The 20,233-nt window shown below is 30.4% G+C and carries 17 protein-coding genes; 14 read left to right on the top strand and 3 right to left on the bottom strand.

Annotated features, from left to right (window positions below):
• Positions 1-22 precede the first annotated feature (22 nt).
• The 12 genes from LQ668_RS02545 (at position 23) to rplS (ending at position 11,310) form a co-directional block, all read left to right on the top strand.
• Positions 23-256, top strand: coding sequence for an acyl carrier protein (locus LQ668_RS02545; protein WP_078356120.1), 234 nt, complete (start codon positions 23-25; stop codon positions 254-256).
• Positions 257-855: 599 nt separating this feature from the next.
• Positions 856-1,479, top strand: a complete 624-nt coding sequence (locus tag LQ668_RS02540; protein WP_208143943.1) for a CHAP domain-containing protein — start codon at positions 856-858, stop codon at positions 1,477-1,479.
• A 215-nt stretch (positions 1,480-1,694) separates the two neighbouring features.
• The gene (gene rnc, locus LQ668_RS02535) at positions 1,695-2,411 is read left to right on the top strand and encodes a ribonuclease III (RefSeq protein ID WP_078356122.1); all 717 of its coding nucleotides are present in this window, start codon (positions 1,695-1,697) and stop codon (positions 2,409-2,411) included.
• A gap of 13 nt (positions 2,412-2,424) precedes the next feature.
• On the top strand, positions 2,425-5,991 hold the full coding sequence (gene smc / locus LQ668_RS02530) for a chromosome segregation protein SMC (protein ID WP_208143942.1): 3,567 nt from the start codon (positions 2,425-2,427) through the stop codon (positions 5,989-5,991).
• Positions 5,988-7,160, top strand: a complete 1,173-nt coding sequence (ftsY, locus tag LQ668_RS02525) for a signal recognition particle-docking protein FtsY (protein ID WP_115337543.1) — start codon at positions 5,988-5,990, stop codon at positions 7,158-7,160. Before smc ends, ftsY begins: the two co-directional genes overlap by 4 nt.
• Positions 7,147-7,482, top strand: a complete 336-nt coding sequence (locus LQ668_RS02520) for a putative DNA-binding protein (RefSeq protein WP_078356125.1) — start codon at positions 7,147-7,149, stop codon at positions 7,480-7,482. The genes ftsY and LQ668_RS02520 overlap by 14 nt, the downstream gene beginning before the upstream one ends.
• A 12-nt stretch (positions 7,483-7,494) precedes the next feature.
• A complete protein-coding gene (gene ffh, locus LQ668_RS02515; RefSeq protein WP_078356126.1) occupies positions 7,495-8,859 on the top strand; it encodes a signal recognition particle protein in 1,365 nt (454 codons plus the stop codon).
• Between the two features lie 170 nt (positions 8,860-9,029).
• Entirely contained in the window at positions 9,030-9,305 is a 276-nt protein-coding gene (rpsP, locus tag LQ668_RS02510; RefSeq protein WP_078356127.1) for a 30S ribosomal protein S16, read from the top strand.
• Positions 9,306-9,318: 13 nt separating this feature from the next.
• Positions 9,319-9,546, top strand: coding sequence for a KH domain-containing protein (locus LQ668_RS02505; protein WP_016910740.1), 228 nt, complete (start codon positions 9,319-9,321; stop codon positions 9,544-9,546).
• A gap of 62 nt (positions 9,547-9,608) precedes the next feature.
• Complete coding sequence (gene rimM, locus LQ668_RS02500) at positions 9,609-10,109, top strand: ribosome maturation factor RimM (RefSeq protein ID WP_115337542.1); 501 nt, start codon at positions 9,609-9,611, stop codon at positions 10,107-10,109.
• A complete protein-coding gene (gene trmD / locus LQ668_RS02495; protein ID WP_115337541.1) occupies positions 10,109-10,831 on the top strand; it encodes a tRNA (guanosine(37)-N1)-methyltransferase TrmD in 723 nt (240 codons plus the stop codon). The genes rimM and trmD overlap by 1 nt, the downstream gene beginning before the upstream one ends.
• Positions 10,832-10,959: 128 nt before the next feature.
• Positions 10,960-11,310, top strand: a complete 351-nt coding sequence (rplS, locus tag LQ668_RS02490; protein ID WP_078356130.1) for a 50S ribosomal protein L19 — start codon at positions 10,960-10,962, stop codon at positions 11,308-11,310.
• 922 nt (positions 11,311-12,232) lie between these two features.
• Here the strand turns inward: rplS and LQ668_RS02485 are convergent.
• The 3 genes from LQ668_RS02485 to LQ668_RS02475 all read right to left on the bottom strand — a co-directional run bounded on the left by LQ668_RS02485 (position 12,233) and on the right by LQ668_RS02475 (position 18,504).
• Positions 12,233-14,800 (bottom strand): YfhO family protein, encoded by a 2,568-nt coding sequence (locus LQ668_RS02485; RefSeq protein WP_239775890.1) that lies wholly within the window; start codon positions 14,798-14,800, stop codon positions 12,233-12,235.
• A 154-nt stretch (positions 14,801-14,954) separates the two neighbouring features.
• A complete protein-coding gene (locus LQ668_RS02480) occupies positions 14,955-17,549 on the bottom strand; it encodes a YfhO family protein (RefSeq protein ID WP_115337538.1) in 2,595 nt (864 codons plus the stop codon).
• Positions 17,550-17,574: 25 nt separating this feature from the next.
• Positions 17,575-18,504, bottom strand: coding sequence for a glycosyltransferase family 2 protein (locus tag LQ668_RS02475; RefSeq protein ID WP_239719571.1), 930 nt, complete (start codon positions 18,502-18,504; stop codon positions 17,575-17,577).
• A gap of 72 nt (positions 18,505-18,576) precedes the next feature.
• On the opposite strand from LQ668_RS02475, the gene ylqF reads away from it, so the two are divergent.
• Positions 18,577-19,461, top strand: a complete 885-nt coding sequence (gene ylqF, locus LQ668_RS02470; RefSeq protein WP_078356134.1) for a ribosome biogenesis GTPase YlqF — start codon at positions 18,577-18,579, stop codon at positions 19,459-19,461.
• Complete coding sequence (locus LQ668_RS02465; RefSeq protein ID WP_107510132.1) at positions 19,442-20,218, top strand: ribonuclease HII; 777 nt, start codon at positions 19,442-19,444, stop codon at positions 20,216-20,218. Before ylqF ends, LQ668_RS02465 begins: the two co-directional genes overlap by 20 nt.
• Positions 20,219-20,233 lie beyond the last annotated feature (15 nt).

The raw sequence follows: 20,233 nt of genomic DNA, 5'->3' as shown, positions 1-20,233 counted from the left end.
TTATTTAAAGGAGGTGAATGGAATGGCAAGTTTCGATAAAGTTAAAGAAATTATTGTAGATCGTTTAGGCGTAGACGCTGAAAAAGTAACACCTGAAGCTTCATTTAAAGATGATTTAGGTGCTGATTCTTTAGATATCGCTGAATTAGTAATGGAATTAGAAGATGAATTTGATATGGAAATCCCTGATGAGGAAGCAGAAAAAATCAACACAGTTGGTGACGCTGTTAAATATATTGAATCATTAGAAAAATAATTCTAATTAAAAAAGAGCTTAGGGCATAAATGTCTTAAGCTCTTTTTTGTTTAAAAATGAATATTTGCAACGATTTTGTAAAGTGCTGACGCCTGAGGGAATAGTATGCGTGAGAGACTACAGGCTCGAGCCATACCCTCTGGCAAGCATGCACGAACAAAATCGTAAGATTTATAAAAAATAAGCATATCACTGTAAACGTTAAAAAATAGAAAAGAAAGACTGAGAAACTTAATCAAAAAGTAGACATTGAGAATGGACTCAAATATAACAATATAAAAAATGATAAAAGAGTCTAGGAAATGAATATCATAGAATTCCTGTACTTATTTACTATATAAAAATGAATATTTGCAACGATTTTGTGAAGTGCTGACGCCTGAGGGAATAGTATGTGTGAGAGACTACAGGCTCGAGCCATACCCCTAGGCAAGCATGCTCGAACAAAATCGTAAGATTTTATAAAAAATAAATATTTCAGTTTTTACATTTTGTAAACAAGACTTAATATTTATAATATATCCAGTATACTTTATATATGTTAAAATGTTTTAATATTCCAAATAGGAATATTTAATACATAATGTTAAAGGGGATGTATGAAAATTAAGTCTAAATTATTGTTAGCGATCGCATTTACGAGTTTGACTGCACTGAATATGAATATGAATGCTGACGCTAAAGATGGCGGCGGTAGTGATACATCTAAAGACAAAACACCTAAGATACAGAACGTAGAAATTGAACATAGAGATTATGATAAAAAATCGAGTAAGGTCCAAAAAGAAGTTGCGAAATCTTCAACGGCTGCCATGAATTATATTTATTCATTAGAAGGTAAGGGCTGGGATTTTGATGGCTATTATGGGTGGCAATGCTTTGATCTTGTAAACTACTATTGGAATTATTTATATGGTCATGGTTTACACGGTGATTATGCAAAAGATATTCCTACTGCTAATAATTTTAGTGGTGAAGCTACAGTTTATAAGAATTCACCTTCATTTGTTGCAAAACCTGGAGATATTGTAGTATTTAATGGAGATTTTGGTTCTGGAGCAGGTCATACAGCAATTGTATTAAATGGTAATGCTGATGGAAACTTAATGCAATTCCAAAGTCTAGATCAAAATTGGTATGGTGGTGGAACTGATAAGACTGAGGTTGCTCAGCGAATTACACACGATTACGAAAGTGAAATGTGGTTTATCAGACCAAACTAATTAAATGTAAGTTAATTAATTCAAACTGTCGACAAAGTTTATATTTTGTTGGCAGTTTTTTTATGCATTCTATTAGATATATGTTTATATTCTTTCCTTTATTTGTAATATGTATATAGATTATGAACTGTTATTGTTCTTTATGATAATATTCTTTTTTTTTTATGAAATATAACGTAAAATAGATAGGAAACATAATGTTAAGGAGGAAAGGCATGTTTAAAAATAAATCACAAATCATAACCCAGTTTAAAGCCAGATTCGATGAGTTCATGAATGAAGTCGATATCGAATTTGGAAATTATGATATATATGTTCAAGCGTTCTCTCATTCTAGTTTTATTAATGATTTTAAACTTGATAAACTAAGTCATAATGAGCGATTAGAATTTTTAGGAGATGCGGTGTTAGAATTGACGGTGTCACAGTTTTTGTATAAGAAATTCCCATTACTTCCAGAGGGTAAGCTCACTAAACTGCGCGCATCAATTGTATGTGAACCATCACTTGTAACATTTGCAATGAGTTTGAATATGAATGAATTACTTTTATTAGGTAAAGGTGAAGAGAAAACGGGTGGACGTGAAAGACCTTCTCTTATAGCTGATGCTTTTGAATCGTTTATTGGTGCATTATATTTGGATAAAGGTCTTGATACTGTAGAAGTATTTTTAAATAAAGTTGTATATCCACATGTTATAGATGACAGTTATACGGCTAACAGAGACTACAAAACTGAATTACAAGAGTTTATGCATCGTCGCAATAAAGGTACGATTACTTATAATTTGTTAGATGAAAGTGGTCCAGCTCATCATAAGTTATTTACTTCAGAAGTATTGTTAAATGGTAATCCTTTAGAAACTGGACAAGGTAGAACGAAAAAAGAATCAGAGCAAAATGCAGCTAAAAAAGCGCTGAATAATGGTTAATAAGGGGTAGTTTATGGTTTATTTAAAATCAATAGATGCATATGGGTTTAAATCTTTTGCTGAACATACACATGTAGATTTTGATAATGGTGTAACAGCTATTGTTGGACCGAATGGTAGTGGGAAAAGTAACATTACGGACGCTATAAAATGGGTTCTAGGCGAACAATCTGCCAAAAGTTTACGTGGTTCTAAGATGGAAGATGTTATATTCAATGGGTCTAAGGAACGTAAGAAATGTCAATATGCAGAAGTTAAATTAACACTAGATAATCATTCTAGAAAATTAAATATAGATGAAGATACAATCACTGTTGAACGTAGACTATATAGAAATGGCGATAGTGAATATTATTTAAATAAGGAACGTACACGTTTGAAATCTGTTATAGATTTATTTTTAGATTCAGGTTTAGGTAAAGAAGCATTCAGTATAATATCACAAGGTAAAGTTGATGAAGTGTTAAATGCTAAACCAACTGATAGAAGATATTTAATAGAGGAAGCTGCCGGAGTCTTAAAATATAAGAAACGTAAGAAAGAAGCTACTCATAAATTAGATGAAACTGAACAAAACTTAAATCGAGTCGAAGATATTGTATTTGACTTAGAAGCGCGAGTTGAGCCTTTAAGAGAAGAAGCAGCAATTGCTGAAGAATATATTGCTTTGAAAGAAGAAATGAAAAAAAGCGATATTACAGTGACTGTATACGATATTGAAAGTTTAAATAAAGATTTTAAACAATTAGAACAAGATATTGAGCATTTTCAAAATCAAAAAGATCAAAAAACAAATGAACTAGATGCAATGACGTTTGAATTAAATGAAAAGAAAAAAGCAAGAGACAACATTTCTTATCAAATTCAAGAATCTAATAAGTCATTAGTAGAAGCTACAGAGTCATTAGAACGATTTACAGGTCAACTCGAAGTATTAAAAGAGCGCCAAAAAAATAGTGATGCAACTAATGAAAGACTAGAAGAAGAAAAGCATGCTTCACAAACGAGAATTAATAAAATTTCTGAACAAATCAAAGAAATTGATGATGAATTATCCACTTTTAAAAGTAAATATCAAGAGATGGTTCAAGTAATAAATCAACTAGAAAGTCAGCTTTCAAATCAAGAAGGTACATTTGAAGAAAGAATTGAACAGCTTAAAGATCGTTACTATCAACTTATGACTGAACAATCAGATATAAATAATGATATTCGATTTTTAGAGGATAAATTAACAACACATCAAGAAAAACAATCTAGATTAGATGGTCGTCAAAAAGAAGTATATGATTCACTTCAAAAAGTTTGGGAAGAAAAAGATTCTTTTACTCAGAAATTGAATGAAGTAGAAAATGAACTTAAAGAAACGACTGAAAAATATAAATCAGACCACGCACTATTGAAAAATAAAGAACAAGAATATAAAGATGCTGAGTCTAAACTGTATCAAGCTTATCGATATACAGAACAAATGAAGACACGTATTAATACTCTGAAAAGTATGCAAGATGAGTATTCTGGTTTTTATTCTGGAGTTAAACATGTTTTAAAAGAAAAATCTTTAAAAGGTATAGAAGGTGCAGTAGCAGAAATAATCGATACACCATCAAAATTAACTACTGCAATAGAAATAGCATTAGGAGCTTCACTTCAACATATTATTGTGCAAGAAGAAAAAGATGCTCGACTTGCAATAAAATATTTAAAAGATAAAAAGTTAGGCAGAGCAACATTTTTACCGATGAATGTTGTGAAAAAACGTTTTGTACCGCAAAATATTGTCGATCAAATAAGTGGAGATAATGGGTTTATAACAGTAGCATCTGAAGGTGTTCAATTTGATCCGAAATACCGCAATATTGTAGAACACTTACTTGGTAGCACAATCATTGCCAAAGACTTAGAAACTGCGAATCAAATCGCTAGAACAATTCAATTTAAGCATAGAATTGTTACCCTTGAAGGTGATGTTATTACACCTGGTGGCGCTATGACAGGTGGCGGTAAAGAGAAGAAAGCAAGTTTGCTATCTCAAAAAGATGAACTGAAAACGACTGAAGATAAATATCAAAACTTCATGCAACAAACTACGCAAATTGAATCAAAAGTAAAATCATTAAAAGCAGACATTCAGCAATTAGAAGAATCTCTTTCAACAACTCAAGAAAGAGGTACAGAACTTAGAGCAAGTGAACACGAAGTAACATTACAACTAGATGCAGTTTTAGCTAAAGAAAAACGTTTGAAAGAAGAAAATGAGACTTTTGAGTTTGAAAAAAATGATGGATATAATTTTGTAAAAGGGCAAGAAACATTACAAGAAAAGAAAAATAAACTTGTTACTATAAAAAATGAGTTAGAAAAAATTGATTTAAATATTAATCAACTCAATGCCTCTTTATCTAATAATAAAGACAGTGAAAAGACTATCCAAAATGAATTGAATGAAAAACGTTCAAACCTTGCAGTCGAAAAAGAACGTAACCGTTTGAAAGAACGAGATAAGAAAAGATTAAAAGAAGATTTAAATGAACAAGAACATACACTAAGTAAAATAAATGATCAATTAGAATTAATTAATTCTGATGAATATACAGGCAGTGGACAGTTTGAAAAAGTAGAAGGTCAAATTCAGCATTTTACTGTCTTAAAACAAGAAATTGAAACTAAAATGATGGATCAACAAGATAAGTATAAATTGATTCAAGAAGAAATTGGGAAAATAGAACAAGATACTCAAACATTACATCAAAATATTTCTGGTTTAGAAACCGGACTTCAAGATATGGTAAGTAAACATTCTAAAATTGATATTATGATAGAACATCAATTGTCACATCTGAATGAAACCTATCAACTTACATTTGAAAAAGCACAGTCACTTTATGAAATGCCAGAAGATATTTCAGAAGCTCGAAAAACTGTGAAATTAACTAAGATGTCTATAGATGAATTAGGTCATGTAAACATAAATGCTATTGATCAATTTAAAGAAGTGAATGAAAGATATACTTTCTTAAGCGATCAAAGAACTGATTTATTAGAAGCTAAAGAAACTTTAGAACAAGTTATTTTAGAAATGGATAGTGAAGTATCAACAAGATTTAAAGAAACATTTGATGAAGTTAATCATCATTTTGGCAATGTGTTTAAATCACTATTTAATGGTGGGAGAGCAGAATTGCAGCTTACTGATAAAGACATTCTAAATGCGGGAGTTGAAATTGTTGTGCAACCTCCTGGTAAAAATAGACAATATTTATCATTGTTAAGTGGTGGAGAACGAGCATTATCTGCTATCAGTTTGCTATTTGCGATATTGAAGTCGAGAACAGCTCCATTTGTTATACTTGATGAAGTAGAAGCAGCACTTGATGAACAAAATGTAATCAGATACGCTGAATACTTGGATAAATTAAAAGCAGAAACGCAATTTATCGTGATAACACATAGAAAAGGTACCATGTCTTACGCTGATAGTTTATATGGTGTGACTATGCAAGAAGCAGGCATTTCTAAACTTGTGAGTGTTAACTTAAAATCAATTAAAGAAGAAGAATTGGAGGCATTACAATCATGAGTTTTTTTAAAAGATTAAAAAGTAAATTTTCTCCTTCAGAAGAAACGAATAAAGAATTAGAGACTCAAGAAGAAAAACCAGTTCAAGACTTACCACCTGAATCCAATGAAAAAGAAAATCCTGAAGCGGTACAATTTGATGACGGACTTATGTCATTGGATGAATTTGAGGAATGGGAATCTGAACAACTTGGTGCGAAATTTAAACAAGGACTTGAAAAATCTAGAGAGAATTTCCAAAATAAACTAAATGATTTATTAGCAGTTTATAGAAAAGTAGACGAAGATTTCTTTGAAGCATTAGAAGAAATGTTAATTCAAGCTGATGTTGGTTTCAACACGGTTATGGAATTAGTAGATGAACTACGTATGGAAGCGAAACGTCAAAACATAACTGAAACATCTGAATTAAGAGAAGTTATCGTTGAAAAGATTGTGGATATATATGTACAAGATGATGAAGAAATTGATCGTATGAACATTGAAGATGACCGATTAAATGTTATATTAATGGTTGGTGTTAATGGCGTTGGAAAAACAACAACTATCGGTAAATTAGCACACCGTTATAAACAAGAAGGTAAAAAAGTAGTCTTAGCAGCTGGTGACACATTCCGTGCTGGAGCAATTGAACAATTGAAAGTATGGGGTGAAAGAGTTGGTGTTGAAGTAATAAGTCAAAAAGAAGGTTCTGACCCTGCAGCTGTTATGTATGATGCTGTAAATGCTGCAAAAAATAGAGGTGCAGATATTCTTATTTGTGATACTGCAGGAAGATTACAAAATAAAGCTAACTTAATGAATGAGTTACAAAAAGTTAGAAAAGTTATTGATCGTAACATTCCTGGTGCACCGCATGAAGTATTACTAGCTTTAGATGCTACAACTGGACAAAATGCATTGTCTCAAGCAAAATCATTCAAAGAAGTCACTCAAGTTACAGGTATCGTATTAACTAAACTTGACGGTACTGCAAAAGGTGGTATTGTATTAGCAATACGTAATGAATTACAAATCCCAGTTAAATATGTTGGATTAGGTGAAAAATTAGACGATTTACAACCGTTTGATGCGGAAAGTTATGTATATGGACTATTCGCTGACATGATTGATTCAAATGAAGATATTGAAAATACTACTGAAGAAGTTGATCATAATGAAGGAAAGTAATGACCTCGTTAAAACGATGAGAATGAATTACTTATTTGATTTTTATCAAGGTTTATTAACAGAAAAACAACGTAATTATTTAGAATTATATTATTTACAAGATTATGCTTTAAGTGAAATAGCAGAGACTTTTCATGTGAGTCGACAAGCTGTATATGATAATATAAAGCGAACAGATGAATTACTAGAAGAGTATGAAACTAAATTACAACTCTTTAACAAATTTAAAGAACGACAAACAATTATAGACGAATTAAAAAGATTGTCAGGAGATAATCAAGAACTTAAGCAAGCAATAGAACGCTTAGAAATTCTTGAATAGGAGGAGAAATTTATGGCATTTGAAGGGTTATCAGAAAGACTTCAAGCCACGATGCAACGCATCAAAGGTAAAGGTAAAGTTACAGAACAAGACATTAAAGCAATGATGCGTGAAGTACGATTAGCATTGTTAGAAGCGGATGTTAACTTTAAAGTTGTTAAATCTTTTGTTAACACAGTATCTGAACGCGCATTAGGTGCAGATGTAATGCAATCTTTAACACCAGGTCAACAAGTTATCAAAATTGTACAAGATGAATTAACTTCGTTAATGGGTGGAGAAAATAGTAAAATTAATATGAGCAGTAAACCACCAACTGTTGTTATGATGGTTGGTTTACAAGGTGCTGGTAAAACGACAACTGCAGGTAAGTTAGCATTGTTAATGAGAAAGCAATATAACAAAAAGCCATTGCTTGTAGCGTGTGATGTTTATAGACCAGCTGCTATTCAACAATTACAAACTGTTGGTAAACAAATTGATATACCTGTCTATACAGAAGGTGATCAAGTTAGTCCAAAAGAAATTACAGAAAATGCTTTGAAATATGCAAGAGAAGAGCATTTAGATTTCGTAATCATTGATACAGCAGGTCGTTTGCACATTGATGAAGCGTTAATGAATGAACTTGTAGATGTTAAAGAAGTATCTACACCTGATGAAATTATGCTTGTAGTAGACTCCATGACAGGTCAAGACGCAGTAAATGTTGCTGAATCGTTTGATAAAACATTAGACGTTTCCGGAGTAACATTAACGAAATTAGATGGTGATACACGTGGTGGTGCTGCGCTTTCAATTCGTTCCGTAACGAATAAACCAATTAAGTTTATAGGTATGAGTGAGAAACTTGATGGACTTGAGTTATTCCATCCAGAACGTATGGCATCTAGAATTTTAGGTATGGGTGATGTCTTAAGTTTAATTGAAAAAGCCCAAGAAGGTGTAGATGAAACGAAAGCTAAAGAATTAGAAAAGAAAATGAGAACTTCTTCATTTACTTTTGATGATTTCTTAGAACAATTGGAACAAGTAAAAGGATTAGGTTCAATAGATGATCTAATGAATATGATTCCTGGGGCAAACAAAATGAAAGGCATGAAGAATGCTAACATGGACCCTAAACAAATTGATAATGTACAAGCAATTATTCGTTCTATGACTTTAGAAGAAAGAAATAATCCAGAAATCTTAAACGTCTCTAGAAAGCGTCGTATAGCAAAAGGTTCTGGACGATCTTTACAAGAAGTTAATAGATTAATAAAACAATTTGGCGATATGAAAAAAATGATGAAACAATTTACAGGTAGTAATAAAAAAGGTAAAAAGGGCAAAAGAGCTAGTAATCCATTCCAAGGTATGAACTTACCGTTTTAATGTGATTACGATGAACGGTGTATGATTAACGACTTTAATAATCATCATCGTTCTTCTTTTTTAGTAAAATTTAAATTGGTAAAGAGAAAACACTTTACAAACTATTTATATCCTGTTATAGTATTTACTTGTAGAAGATAAATTATAAATGAGTAAGGAGTTTTTTAAACATGGCAGTTAAAATTCGTTTAACACGTAAGGGTTCAAAAAGAAACCCATTTTATCGTATAGTAGTAGCAGATGCACGTTCTCCACGTGATGGTCGTATTATCGAACCAATCGGTACTTACAATCCAGTTGCTAAACCTGAAGCAGAAATCAAAGTTAATGAAGAATTAGCTTTAAAATGGTTAGCTGATGGAGCAAAACCTACTGATACAGTTCGTGATATCTTATCAACTCAAGGTATCATGGAGAAATTCCATAATTCTAAACTTTCTAAGTAAAGCGTAGATTATATTGGAAAAATTAATACAAACAATTATAGTACCGCTCGTAGATTATCCGGAGAACATCAATATATCTAAAGATGAACAAGATTCTAGCATTACGTTCAATATAGACGTTCATGAAGAAGACATTGGCAGAATTATTGGTAAGAAGGGCAGAATGATTAAAGCCATTCGTACAATTGTGTCTGGTTCAATGAACGAGTATGGCAAGAAAGTGTTTGTAGAAGTTAATTAAGAGTGCCTATTCGGTGCTCTTTTTTATTGTTAATTAAGAAACAGTTGAGGAGGCTTGGCTCAATGAATGTTGAAATAGGTAAAATTGTAAATACACATGGCATTAAAGGTGAACTTAAAATATTAACCGATTCAGATTTTACAGATGAACGTTTTAAAAAAGGTCAACTTATAAAAGTGAAAAATAAAAACGAAGAAATTCCTTTTACAATTGCATCACATAGAATACACAAGAACTTTCATTTATTAACATTTGAAGGTATTCATAATATTAATGATATTGAACATTTAAAAGGTTGCAAAATTTTTCAAGATCAAGAAAATGAATCGATTGAACTAGAAGAAAATGAATACTATTATTATCAAATTATAGGATGTACTGTGTTTGTTCAAGACGAAGCTTTAGGTAGAGTCGTTGATATTATGGAAACTGGTGCAAACGATGTATGGGTCGTTAAAGGTGATAAAGAATATTTAATACCTTATATTGAAGATGTTGTTAAATTAGTTGATGTTGATCGCAAAACAATTAAAATCGAACCATTAGAAGGTTTGTTAGATTAATGAAAATAGATTATTTAACTTTATTTCCAGAAATGTATGAAGGTGTGCTTAATCATTCCATAATGAAAAGAGCACAAGACAAAGAAATTGTTCAGTTTAACACTGTTAATTTTAGAGACTATGCAAATAATAAGCATTCACAAGTTGATGACTATCCTTATGGAGGCGGCCAAGGTATGGTGCTTAAGCCAGAGCCTATATTTAATGCCCTAGAAGCTTTGGATAAAACTGAAAAGACACGTGTTATTTTAATGTGTCCTCAAGGTGAACCATTTACTCAACAAAAAGCAGAGTCATTATCAGAAAGTGAGCATATCATCTTTATATGTGGTCATTACGAAGGTTATGATGAACGTATAAGAGAGCATTGTGTAACGGATGAAATCTCAATTGGCGATTATGTATTAACTGGTGGCGAGCTTGCAAGTATGACTATGACAGATGCTATTGTGAGGCTCATACCAGGAGTACTTGGCAATCAAGTTTCTCATGAAGATGATTCATTTTCATCTGGATTATTAGAGCATCCTCAGTATACAAGACCGGCAGATTATGAAGGATTAAAGGTTCCAGATGTATTGTTATCAGGTAATCATGCAAACGTAGAAAATTGGAGACATCAACAATCCTTATTGAGAACACAACAGAGAAGACCAGATTTATTAGAGCAATATCCTTTAACTGAAAAAGATCAAAAATTCTTAAATAGCAATAAAAAATAGATTGAATCAAATTACCCGATGTGATATATTAATATAAGTGTGTGAGCACAATATCACTATGATCCGCTGCTAGCATTTAATTGAATTATATACATTGGGCAAGAACATAGTCAGAAGGAGAGAAAATAATGAGTAATCATAAGTTAATCGAAGCAGTAACTAAAGACCAATTACGTACGGACATTCCTACATTCCGTGCTGGTGACACTTTAACTGTACACGTACGTATCGTTGAAGGAAGTCGCGAACGTATCCAACTATTCGAAGGTGTAGTTATTAAACGTCGTGGTGGCGGTATTTCTGAAACGTTTACAGTTCGTAAAATTTCTTACGGTGTTGGTGTTGAACGTACATTCCCTGTACACACTCCAAAAATCGAGAAAATCGAAGTTAAACGTCGCGGTAAAGTACGTCGTGCGAAACTTTACTACTTACGTAGCTTACGTGGTAAAGCTGCTCGTATTAAAGAAATTAGATAAATTAAGACTTAGGTCATTGACCTTTGTACTTAAAGAAAAGAGCTTAGAATATATTATTCTAAGCTCTTTTTTGTGTAGAGAAAATGGGATTGTGAAGATAGGATTGATTGTGGAACTTGAAGGCATTGATTATAGGTCGTGTGCTAAGTGTGTGCTAACTGGCAGATTTCTGGATTGTGCACGTTAGATTGTTCTTAGTGGCAGAATTCTGGATTGTGATCATTAGACACTATTTCTTACGGACATTACTCGGAATAATGTCCCTAACAACACATCTTACGGACATTACTCAGAATTATGTCCCTAACAGCACCTCTTACGGACATTTCTCAGAATTATGTCCCTTATACAATGAAGATAGTGGGATAAAAATAAATTTTTTTTGAAAAATTGGATAAGATGTAATTTATAAGGCAGTTAATCTAAGAGATCGACCAAGTTGTAGATTAAGTCAGTAGTTAATAGAAGAGTTCAGCCAAGTTGTAGATTAAGTCAGTAGTTAATCGAAGAGATTGACCAAGTTGTAGATTAAGTCAGTAGTTAATCGAAGAGATCGACCAAGTTGTAGATTAAGTCAGTAGTTAATCGAAGAGATTGACCAAGTTGTAGATTAATTCGGAAGTTAAACGAAGAGATTGACCAAGTTGTAGATTAAATCGGAAGTTAAGCGAAGAGTTCGGCTAAGTTGTAGATTAAGTCAGGAGTTAATCGAAGAGATCGACTAAGTTGTAGATTAAGTCAGTAGTTAATCGAAGAAATCGATCAAGTTGTAGATTAAGTCGGAAGTTAATCTAAGAGATTGACCAAGTTGTAGATTAAGTCGAAAGTTAATCGAAGACATCCTCAAAATCAACACCGCACAATGAAAGGCTGAGACAATTAATTTGTCTCAGCCTCTTCCAACGATTATTCATCTATGCTTTTATAATTTATACTTTTTTCTTAACCATACTAGCAATATCAGTCCTATCAACATTCCGCAAATACTCGTTTTGAAAAATGGTGTTTCATATGTTATTTTTACTTTTTTATCATTTTTATCGACTTTGATGTTAGACATTAAATAGTTCACTTTATTTATTTTAACTGGTTTTCCATCAATTGATGCTTTTAATCCTTTATTATAAATAATTGGCATAACGAGATTTCCTGAAGGATTTTTGTTTAAATCTATTTCATAATGTGTGTGTTTGTTATGAAATTTAATATTTTGAGATTGAGCATCTTTAGTAGCATTTTTTAATGTTGAATAATCTTCACCTTGTATGTTTTTTAAATTGAAATGATATGTTCCTTTTTTAAATTTTATATGAACGGTATTTGTTGATTTTATATTTGCTGTTGTAGTGTGATGTGGTCTAATATAACGATAGTTTAATCTATATCTAAATATTTTATTTTCATTAGTTGAAATATAATAGTTCATATCTCTAGGTTTTATTATTTTAGCGTCCATCATTAAATATAATGTTTTATATTTTTCAGCAGTATTTTTTGGTAAATCAATCGTTAAGCCACCACCATTTTTATTTACAGTTAAACGTTTACCATTATAACTTGCGTTATTGTATGAAATGTTTGCTGATTTAAGTAAGTCATTAGGTGGTTTAATTTGTTTGTTTGATTTTTTATCATTTGTAATTATGCCGTTTAACATGGCATGTTCTTTTTCTAAAGGACTGTCTAAATGTGTGTCATTATAAATGTTATTAACAACTCTTGCGCTAGGCAATTTTTCTGTATTTTCATATATGTGGAAATACTCATCTTGGTCTTTAAAGGAGTCAATTCTTTTTGAAAGTGCTGGATAATGTAAATCATCTTTTGCTTTAATAGTATAATCAACATTAAATAAACTGTTTAAGTTAGTTCTTTCAGAAAAGCTAGCGTAATAACTATTACTATTTCTTGGCATACTGACTAATAAATCTTTTTCATAAAATTTAAGTATTTCTGCGTCGTAAATGCTACTATAAAGTTTAGTCCCATTAAAATTATAATACATTGCTGAATTGATAGAAAGTGGTCTTAACATATCAATACGTCTTAAATCATCAATTTGATTTTCTTTTAGTTTTTGAATTTTTGAGGATGTTTGTTGTGAATATATATTTGATTTACTGACAGTTTTAATATTTGGTGTATACTTTTTAATAACTTTATCTTGGTAGTTTTGTATAAGCGTAAATTGGTATGCAATAAGTACACAGCAAATAGCTATATTCAAATATTTAAACGGATGTTTTATTTTAAATAATAATAGAACGAGCATTATTGGTATGAAAATGAGCCAACTATAAAAAGATTGTTGCCAAAATGCTGAAATAGTAATGAATAAAATAGGTGGTACAGATGCTAAAAGAAATTGTTTTACTGTGATCATTTGGATATGTTGAACAAGCATTGCAGTAAGGCCAGCTGTAGATAGAGCTAATGCATAAACCCATCTTCTTTCAGGCATTGAAAAGCCGTTGAAAAACGAATCAAAATAAGGTGAAAATGATCCAATTAAAGATAAAATGGTGAATGTCGCTAATAATTTAAAATAATATTTCTTATATAATGGTTTTAAAAATAAAGCTGTAATAGATAGGAATGAAATCGTAATATAAAATCCACCATATAGCATATTATATTGCTTTTTAAATGGAATAATTGCATCAACATGATTGTTAATCAAGCTTCTATCGTTATTGATATAAGATAGAACACCTTGTACAAAACCAAAATTGCCAATTAAAAAACCAATCGTAATACATAAAATGAGATACAATAATTTTTGTTTAACTGTCAAAATGTCTTCTTTATATTTAAAAATAATTCTATATATTGCATAACAAGCTAAAATAATAAATTCATAATATGTAAAGTAAAAATTAGACGTAATCGTTACCGCTACTGCAAGTGTAAGTATCGTAATTTTCTTTTGTCTAAAGAGTAGTTCAATACCTAATAAAGCGAGTGGTAGGTAGAACATAACATCGCTAAAGAACGACCAAGTGAATGTAAAATAATAATAAACTGTTGAGCAAGCGTAAAGTATGCTACCTATAAAGGCATAAATTTTACGTATGTTGTACTTTAAAAATAAGAAATAAGTTACAACTATGATACACGCACATTTAAAGATTGCTATGGCTATTTGATTTGCAATAACAATATAGACTAAGTGTTCGTAGTTTGCAAAAAATTGATATATTAATACAAAACAAATACTGATCCAAGCAAAAGGAGAAGTTGAATAATAATAACTTAAATTAGAAAAATAATCTCCACCAAGACCAAATCCAATGTCATAAAACATTGTAAATTGTTTAGCATGCTCTATTAGAAACATTTGAAAAGGTATCATTTGTTTTAAACCGTCGCCAACACTTGTATATAAATCACCAAAGTGTATAAATCTATAAATGGTTGGTATGTAATATAGGATTGAAATAATAACTGATAGAAGTAATATGTATAGGATGTGTTTAAATTTCTTTAACATAATTGGTACCTTTTATCCTTTTAATATGTTGTTGTATAATTAGTTAATTATTCCCAATTATATGGATTGTTAAACTTTAACAGTAATAAATTATTAATAAAGAAAAGAGGATGAGACTTTTAAATTGTCTCAACCTCTAAAATAATAAGTTGAATTATGGCTTTCGATTAACTTTTCTTGTGAATATTATGCTCAGTCCTATGAATAGGATTGAAATGATGATCATTGTTTTAAAATAGGGTGGCGTATATGACAATTCTATATGTTTATCTTGTTTATCGACATCAACAGCAGTCATAATATGGTTTACCTTTTGAACAGGTGTTTTCTCTCCATCAACTTTAGCTCTCATACCATTTCTATAAGGGATATTGATAACCGCCGTTCCTTTATGGTGTGCTTTTAAATGTATATCTATTTTGCCATTTTCTTCTAGATAAGTGTATTGTTTGCGCTTATCAGCTTGTTTCAATGCATTGTAATTCTCGCCATACAACCCTTGTAATTTTAAGTTATATTTGCCATTTGTTAATCCTATAAAAATTTTACCGTCTTTCGGTACTGGAATACGGTACAACAAATCATCTTGATTCATTCTATATTTAGAGTCTTCAAACAGACGATTATTTTCATAATCATTAATTTGAATTGTAAAATTGGATTGAGGTAATTTCCGTTCTAAATGCATCATTAAATACATGTCTTCGTACTTACTTGCTACTTTTTTAGGTATATTTATTGTTATACCATCACCGTTATTTGGAACTGTTAAAGTATTATTATTATAGTTAGCATCTCGTTCTGTAATTTTTGTTTGATTTAATAAATTTTGTGTCTTGTTTAATTGTGCATACTCTTTTGAAGAGTCAGAAGTAGCAACACCTTTAATCATGGCATGTTCTAAATCTAATGGATTACTTATCTGTTTCTTATCAAAATATTGATTTGTAACTTTAACAGCAGGTAACATTTCCTCATTTTCTAATATTTGATATTTGCCATCATCGCTTTTGATTTTAAAGTTTGCAGGTGTTTCTTTTTGATAACTCTTTTTCATAATGTATTTAGTAGACCATAAACTATATAGATTCGATCTGCCTTGCATATTGCTATAGCGACTTAAAGATTCGTCTTGTAAATTTACTTTTACATCGCTAAATAAATATTGATTTAATTGACCATCAAAAATACTTGAATATAAACTCATACCTTTAAAATGTTGGTACATCGGCGTATTATCTTGTGTTAATACTCTCCATCCAATTCTTTCATCATCATCAGTTTGATTTTTTAATTTCGATATATGCTTACGTTGAAGGCCACTATCAAATGTGCTTGCTTGTATATAAAAATCATTTGCTCTTCTTTCGTGGTCATCATGATAGATTTGATTTTTACTATGCTCTTTTGATACAAGAAAAGATAATAACAAAATCAACAATGCATAAATTATAATTGGTAGCTTACGTGTTACATTTAAAGTTAAAACAAGCAAACCACTAATGAATAAAATCGGAACCATCCATATCCATATGACATAATCTTTAGTTATGAAATAACTTGCAAATATAACAACAAAAGTTGGTAAAGTAGTTAAAATATAATGTTTAAGTGGAATTGTTTTAAAATAATAAACATAAAAACCAATTAAACCACTAGAGAAAAATGTTAATAAGTAATGCCATCTTTTTTGTGGAGCAGAAAAACCATTAAATACACTATCGACGTATGGTATAAAGCTAAAGACGATTAACATTATCGTAAATATACTGAATAGACGATAATAATAATGTTTATATAATTTAAATGTAAGTAATGCTTGTATCGTAATAAATAGTACAACGAATAAATAGTTGTCATAAAAAATATTGTCGTGCTTCGTAAAATCTGAAAGTAATGGTATTCTACCTTGATATACTTCTCTATTATTACCTATAAAACTATGAGCAGAATGGAAAAATACAAACAAACTACTACCTAAACCAAGAACACTGGCAATAATTAATAACGTTAATTGCTGGATTCTAGGAACAATATCATCTTTATGAGTGAATATAAATCGATATAAAAAGTAAATTAGTCCTGTTAATAACTGGTAGTATGCAAAGTAGAAATTATTAATAAAAGTAATTGCAACAACAATAATGACCAAACCTATTTTTTTATCTTTTAAAAATCTTTCAATACTTAGAATTAAAAGAGGTAAAAGCATAAATACATCGCTAAAAAATGGCCAGTAAACTGTAAATCTAAAATAAATAGGAGATACAGCAAATAAAAATGACACAACAATAGAGGATATGTGATTTAATCCAAGTTTTTTAAATAGTAGAAATGTAAAAGTCATGATTAAAAATGATTTTACGATAGATATAAATATTGCGTTTTGTGCCCAAAAAATCATTTGTTCAGTATTAAAATTAAAAATGAATGAGCCTAACCAAATCAAAATTACGTTTATTATAAATAAAATATTTGTAGAAAAATAATATGCAAAATCCATAAACATATCTCCACCGAGTCCTAAATCAGTTGAATAGAAGAATGAACCACTCGTCCAATGTTCATATAAATACATTTGAATAGGGAGCATTTGTTCAATGCCATCATTAGGACCTGTGAAGATAACACCATCTTTAAAATATCTGAAAAGCACATAACTATGACCTAATATTGCTAAAATAATGAATAGGAAAATATATTTAATTTTAACCTTGTTATTTATGTAATTTTTGAATTTGTTTACCATCTCATTCACCTATATCATTATTTAATTATTCATGTTTTTTTAAATTTGATTGTTCTATTATATATTTCGGTCTATCTTTTGTTTCGTAATATATACGACCAATATATTCTCCGATTACACCTAAACTAAATAATTGAAGTCCTCCTAAGAATAAAATAGCTGAAATTATTGTAAAATAACCAGGTTCTTCAATACCATGTAAGAGGATATTAATAAATGTTATAAAAATATATAACAGGCATATAAACATCGTAAAGCCACCGAAATAAAAGCATAATCGAAGCGGTTTGTTATTAAAACTAATTATGCCATCTATTGCATAATCTATTAATTTAAATATGGAAAATTTTGAATAACCATCATTTCTTTCTTGATGGTCAAAAGTTATTGTTGTCTTACTAAAACCAACCCACTCAAATATTCCTTTTGAAAACCTATTATATTCAGTCATTTTTAAAATTGAATTTGCAACTTCTTTCGATATTAAACGAAAGTCGCCTTCACCACTTTTTAATTTAACATCAATCATATATTGAGATAGTTTATAAAATACTTTAGCAGGAATTTTTTTAATAAATGATTCATTTTTACGATTTCTTAAAGCGACGACTTGGCTAAAGCCTTCTTCGTGTAATTGAATCAATTTTGGAATTATTTCAGGAGGATGCTGCAAATCAGAATCCATAATAATAATGGCATCTCCAATAGAATGCTCCAATCCACAATACATAGCTGACTCTTTTCCAAAGTTATTAGAGAAAGAAACATATTTAACTCGCGCATCTTTTTCGGATAAAGATTTCAAGACTTGAAGAGAGTGATCAGTAGATCCATCATTAATAAATATTAATTCAAATTGATGTGACAAATTTAAAAAGACGTTCGAGACTTTTTCATGTAAAATAGAGATGTTAGTTTCCTCATTATAAAGAGGAACTATAATTGATAAGAACATAACAAACCTCCTATATAGATATGGTAAATATATCATATTTCATAAGTTTAAGATAAGAAAGGATAAATATAAATGACAATTCAATGGTTCCCTGGCCATATGGCTAAAGCACGTAGAGAAGTAACTGAACAATTAAAGATGGTAGATGTAGTTTTTGAGCTTGTAGATGCTCGAATACCGTTATCTTCTAGAAATCCAATGATTGATGATATCGTTAAGCAAAAACCGAGAGTTGTAATACTCAATAAAAAAGATATGTCTAAACAAAGTGAAACAGATAAATGGATGCAATATTTCAAGAATCAAGGATTTTATCCAGTACAAATTGATTCTAAACATGGTAAACATTTAGGTGAGCTTATGAAGGCTGCACAAGCTGCAACTAAAGAGAAATTTGATAGAGAAAAGAGTAAAGGACTTCGCCCAAGAGCGATTAGAGCCATGATTGTAGGGATTCCTAATGTTGGAAAATCAACCCTTATTAATAAATTAGCCAAAAAATCTATTGCTAAAACTGGAAATACGCCAGGTGTAACAAAAAAACAACAATGGATTAAAGTTGGAAAAGAATTAGAACTATTAGATACACCAGGTATTTTATGGCCGAAGTTTGAAGACCAAACGATAGGAAAAAAACTTAGTTTAACTGGTGCAATAAAAGATAGCATCGTTCATTTAGACGAAGTTGCGATATATGGATTGAACTTCTTAATTGATAATGATCCTGAAAAGCTAAAACAATTTTATCAAATAGAATTAAATGAAGAAGATGAAGTTGTAGATTTATTCGATCAAATTGGTAGAAGAAGAGGTATGTTGAAACGAGGAAATGAAATAGATTATGAATCAGTAACAGAATTGATTATTAGAGACTTAAGAAATGCTAAAATAGGCAACTATTGCTTCGATATTTATGAAGAAATGAAGGATGGACTTTATGAAACAAAAGAGCATTAAAGATATTACATCTGAGATTAATCTTTATGAATCAATTGATGAAATAAAAGGATCGATTTATTACGAAGATGAAAGAAAAGGGGTTCAAACCGCTTTTAAAAAAAGATTAAAACAATTAGAAAAAATAGAAGATCTTAATCTGAAATATATTAAAATGAATCAATATGAGAATCAAATATTAGCTGATAAAGAAGAAGCACTGATATGTGGAATAGACGAAGTAGGTCGAGGTCCATTAGCTGGTCCTGTTGTAGCAAGTGCAGTCATTTTAGAACGAGGCCATCATTATTTAGGTATTACAGATTCTAAAGCATTATCACAAAGTAAAAGAGTGTTTTTTGAACAAGAAATTTATAATAAAGCATTATCAGTAGGTATTGGAATAGCTACAGTTGAAGAAATCGATCAATTAAACATATATGAAGCTACTAAAGTTGCTATGCAAAGAGCGATTGACCAATTGGATTACAAGCCAGACCATTTATTGATAGATGCTATGAAGCTAGATAATGGTATTCCCCAAACATCAATTATTAAAGGTGATCTGAATAGTGTTTCTATCTCTGCAGCAAGTGTAATTGCAAAAGAGTACCGAGATAGATTGATGGTAAAGTTGAATTCAGAATATCCAGGATATGATTTTGATAAAAATAAAGGTTATGGTACTAAAGCTCATTTAGAAGGTATTGAAAATTACGGAATAACGCCTATTCATAGGAAATCTTTTGAGCCAATCAAATCAAAAGTGAAATATTAGTCTAACAATTCTTAA

Source organism: Mammaliicoccus sp. K-M42, assembly GCF_022386375.1.
Classification (GTDB): Bacteria; Bacillota; Bacilli; order Staphylococcales; family Staphylococcaceae; genus Mammaliicoccus; species Mammaliicoccus fleurettii.
Note: the sequence above shows the minus strand (reverse complement) of the source record. Positions and strands in the feature narration are given on the sequence as shown.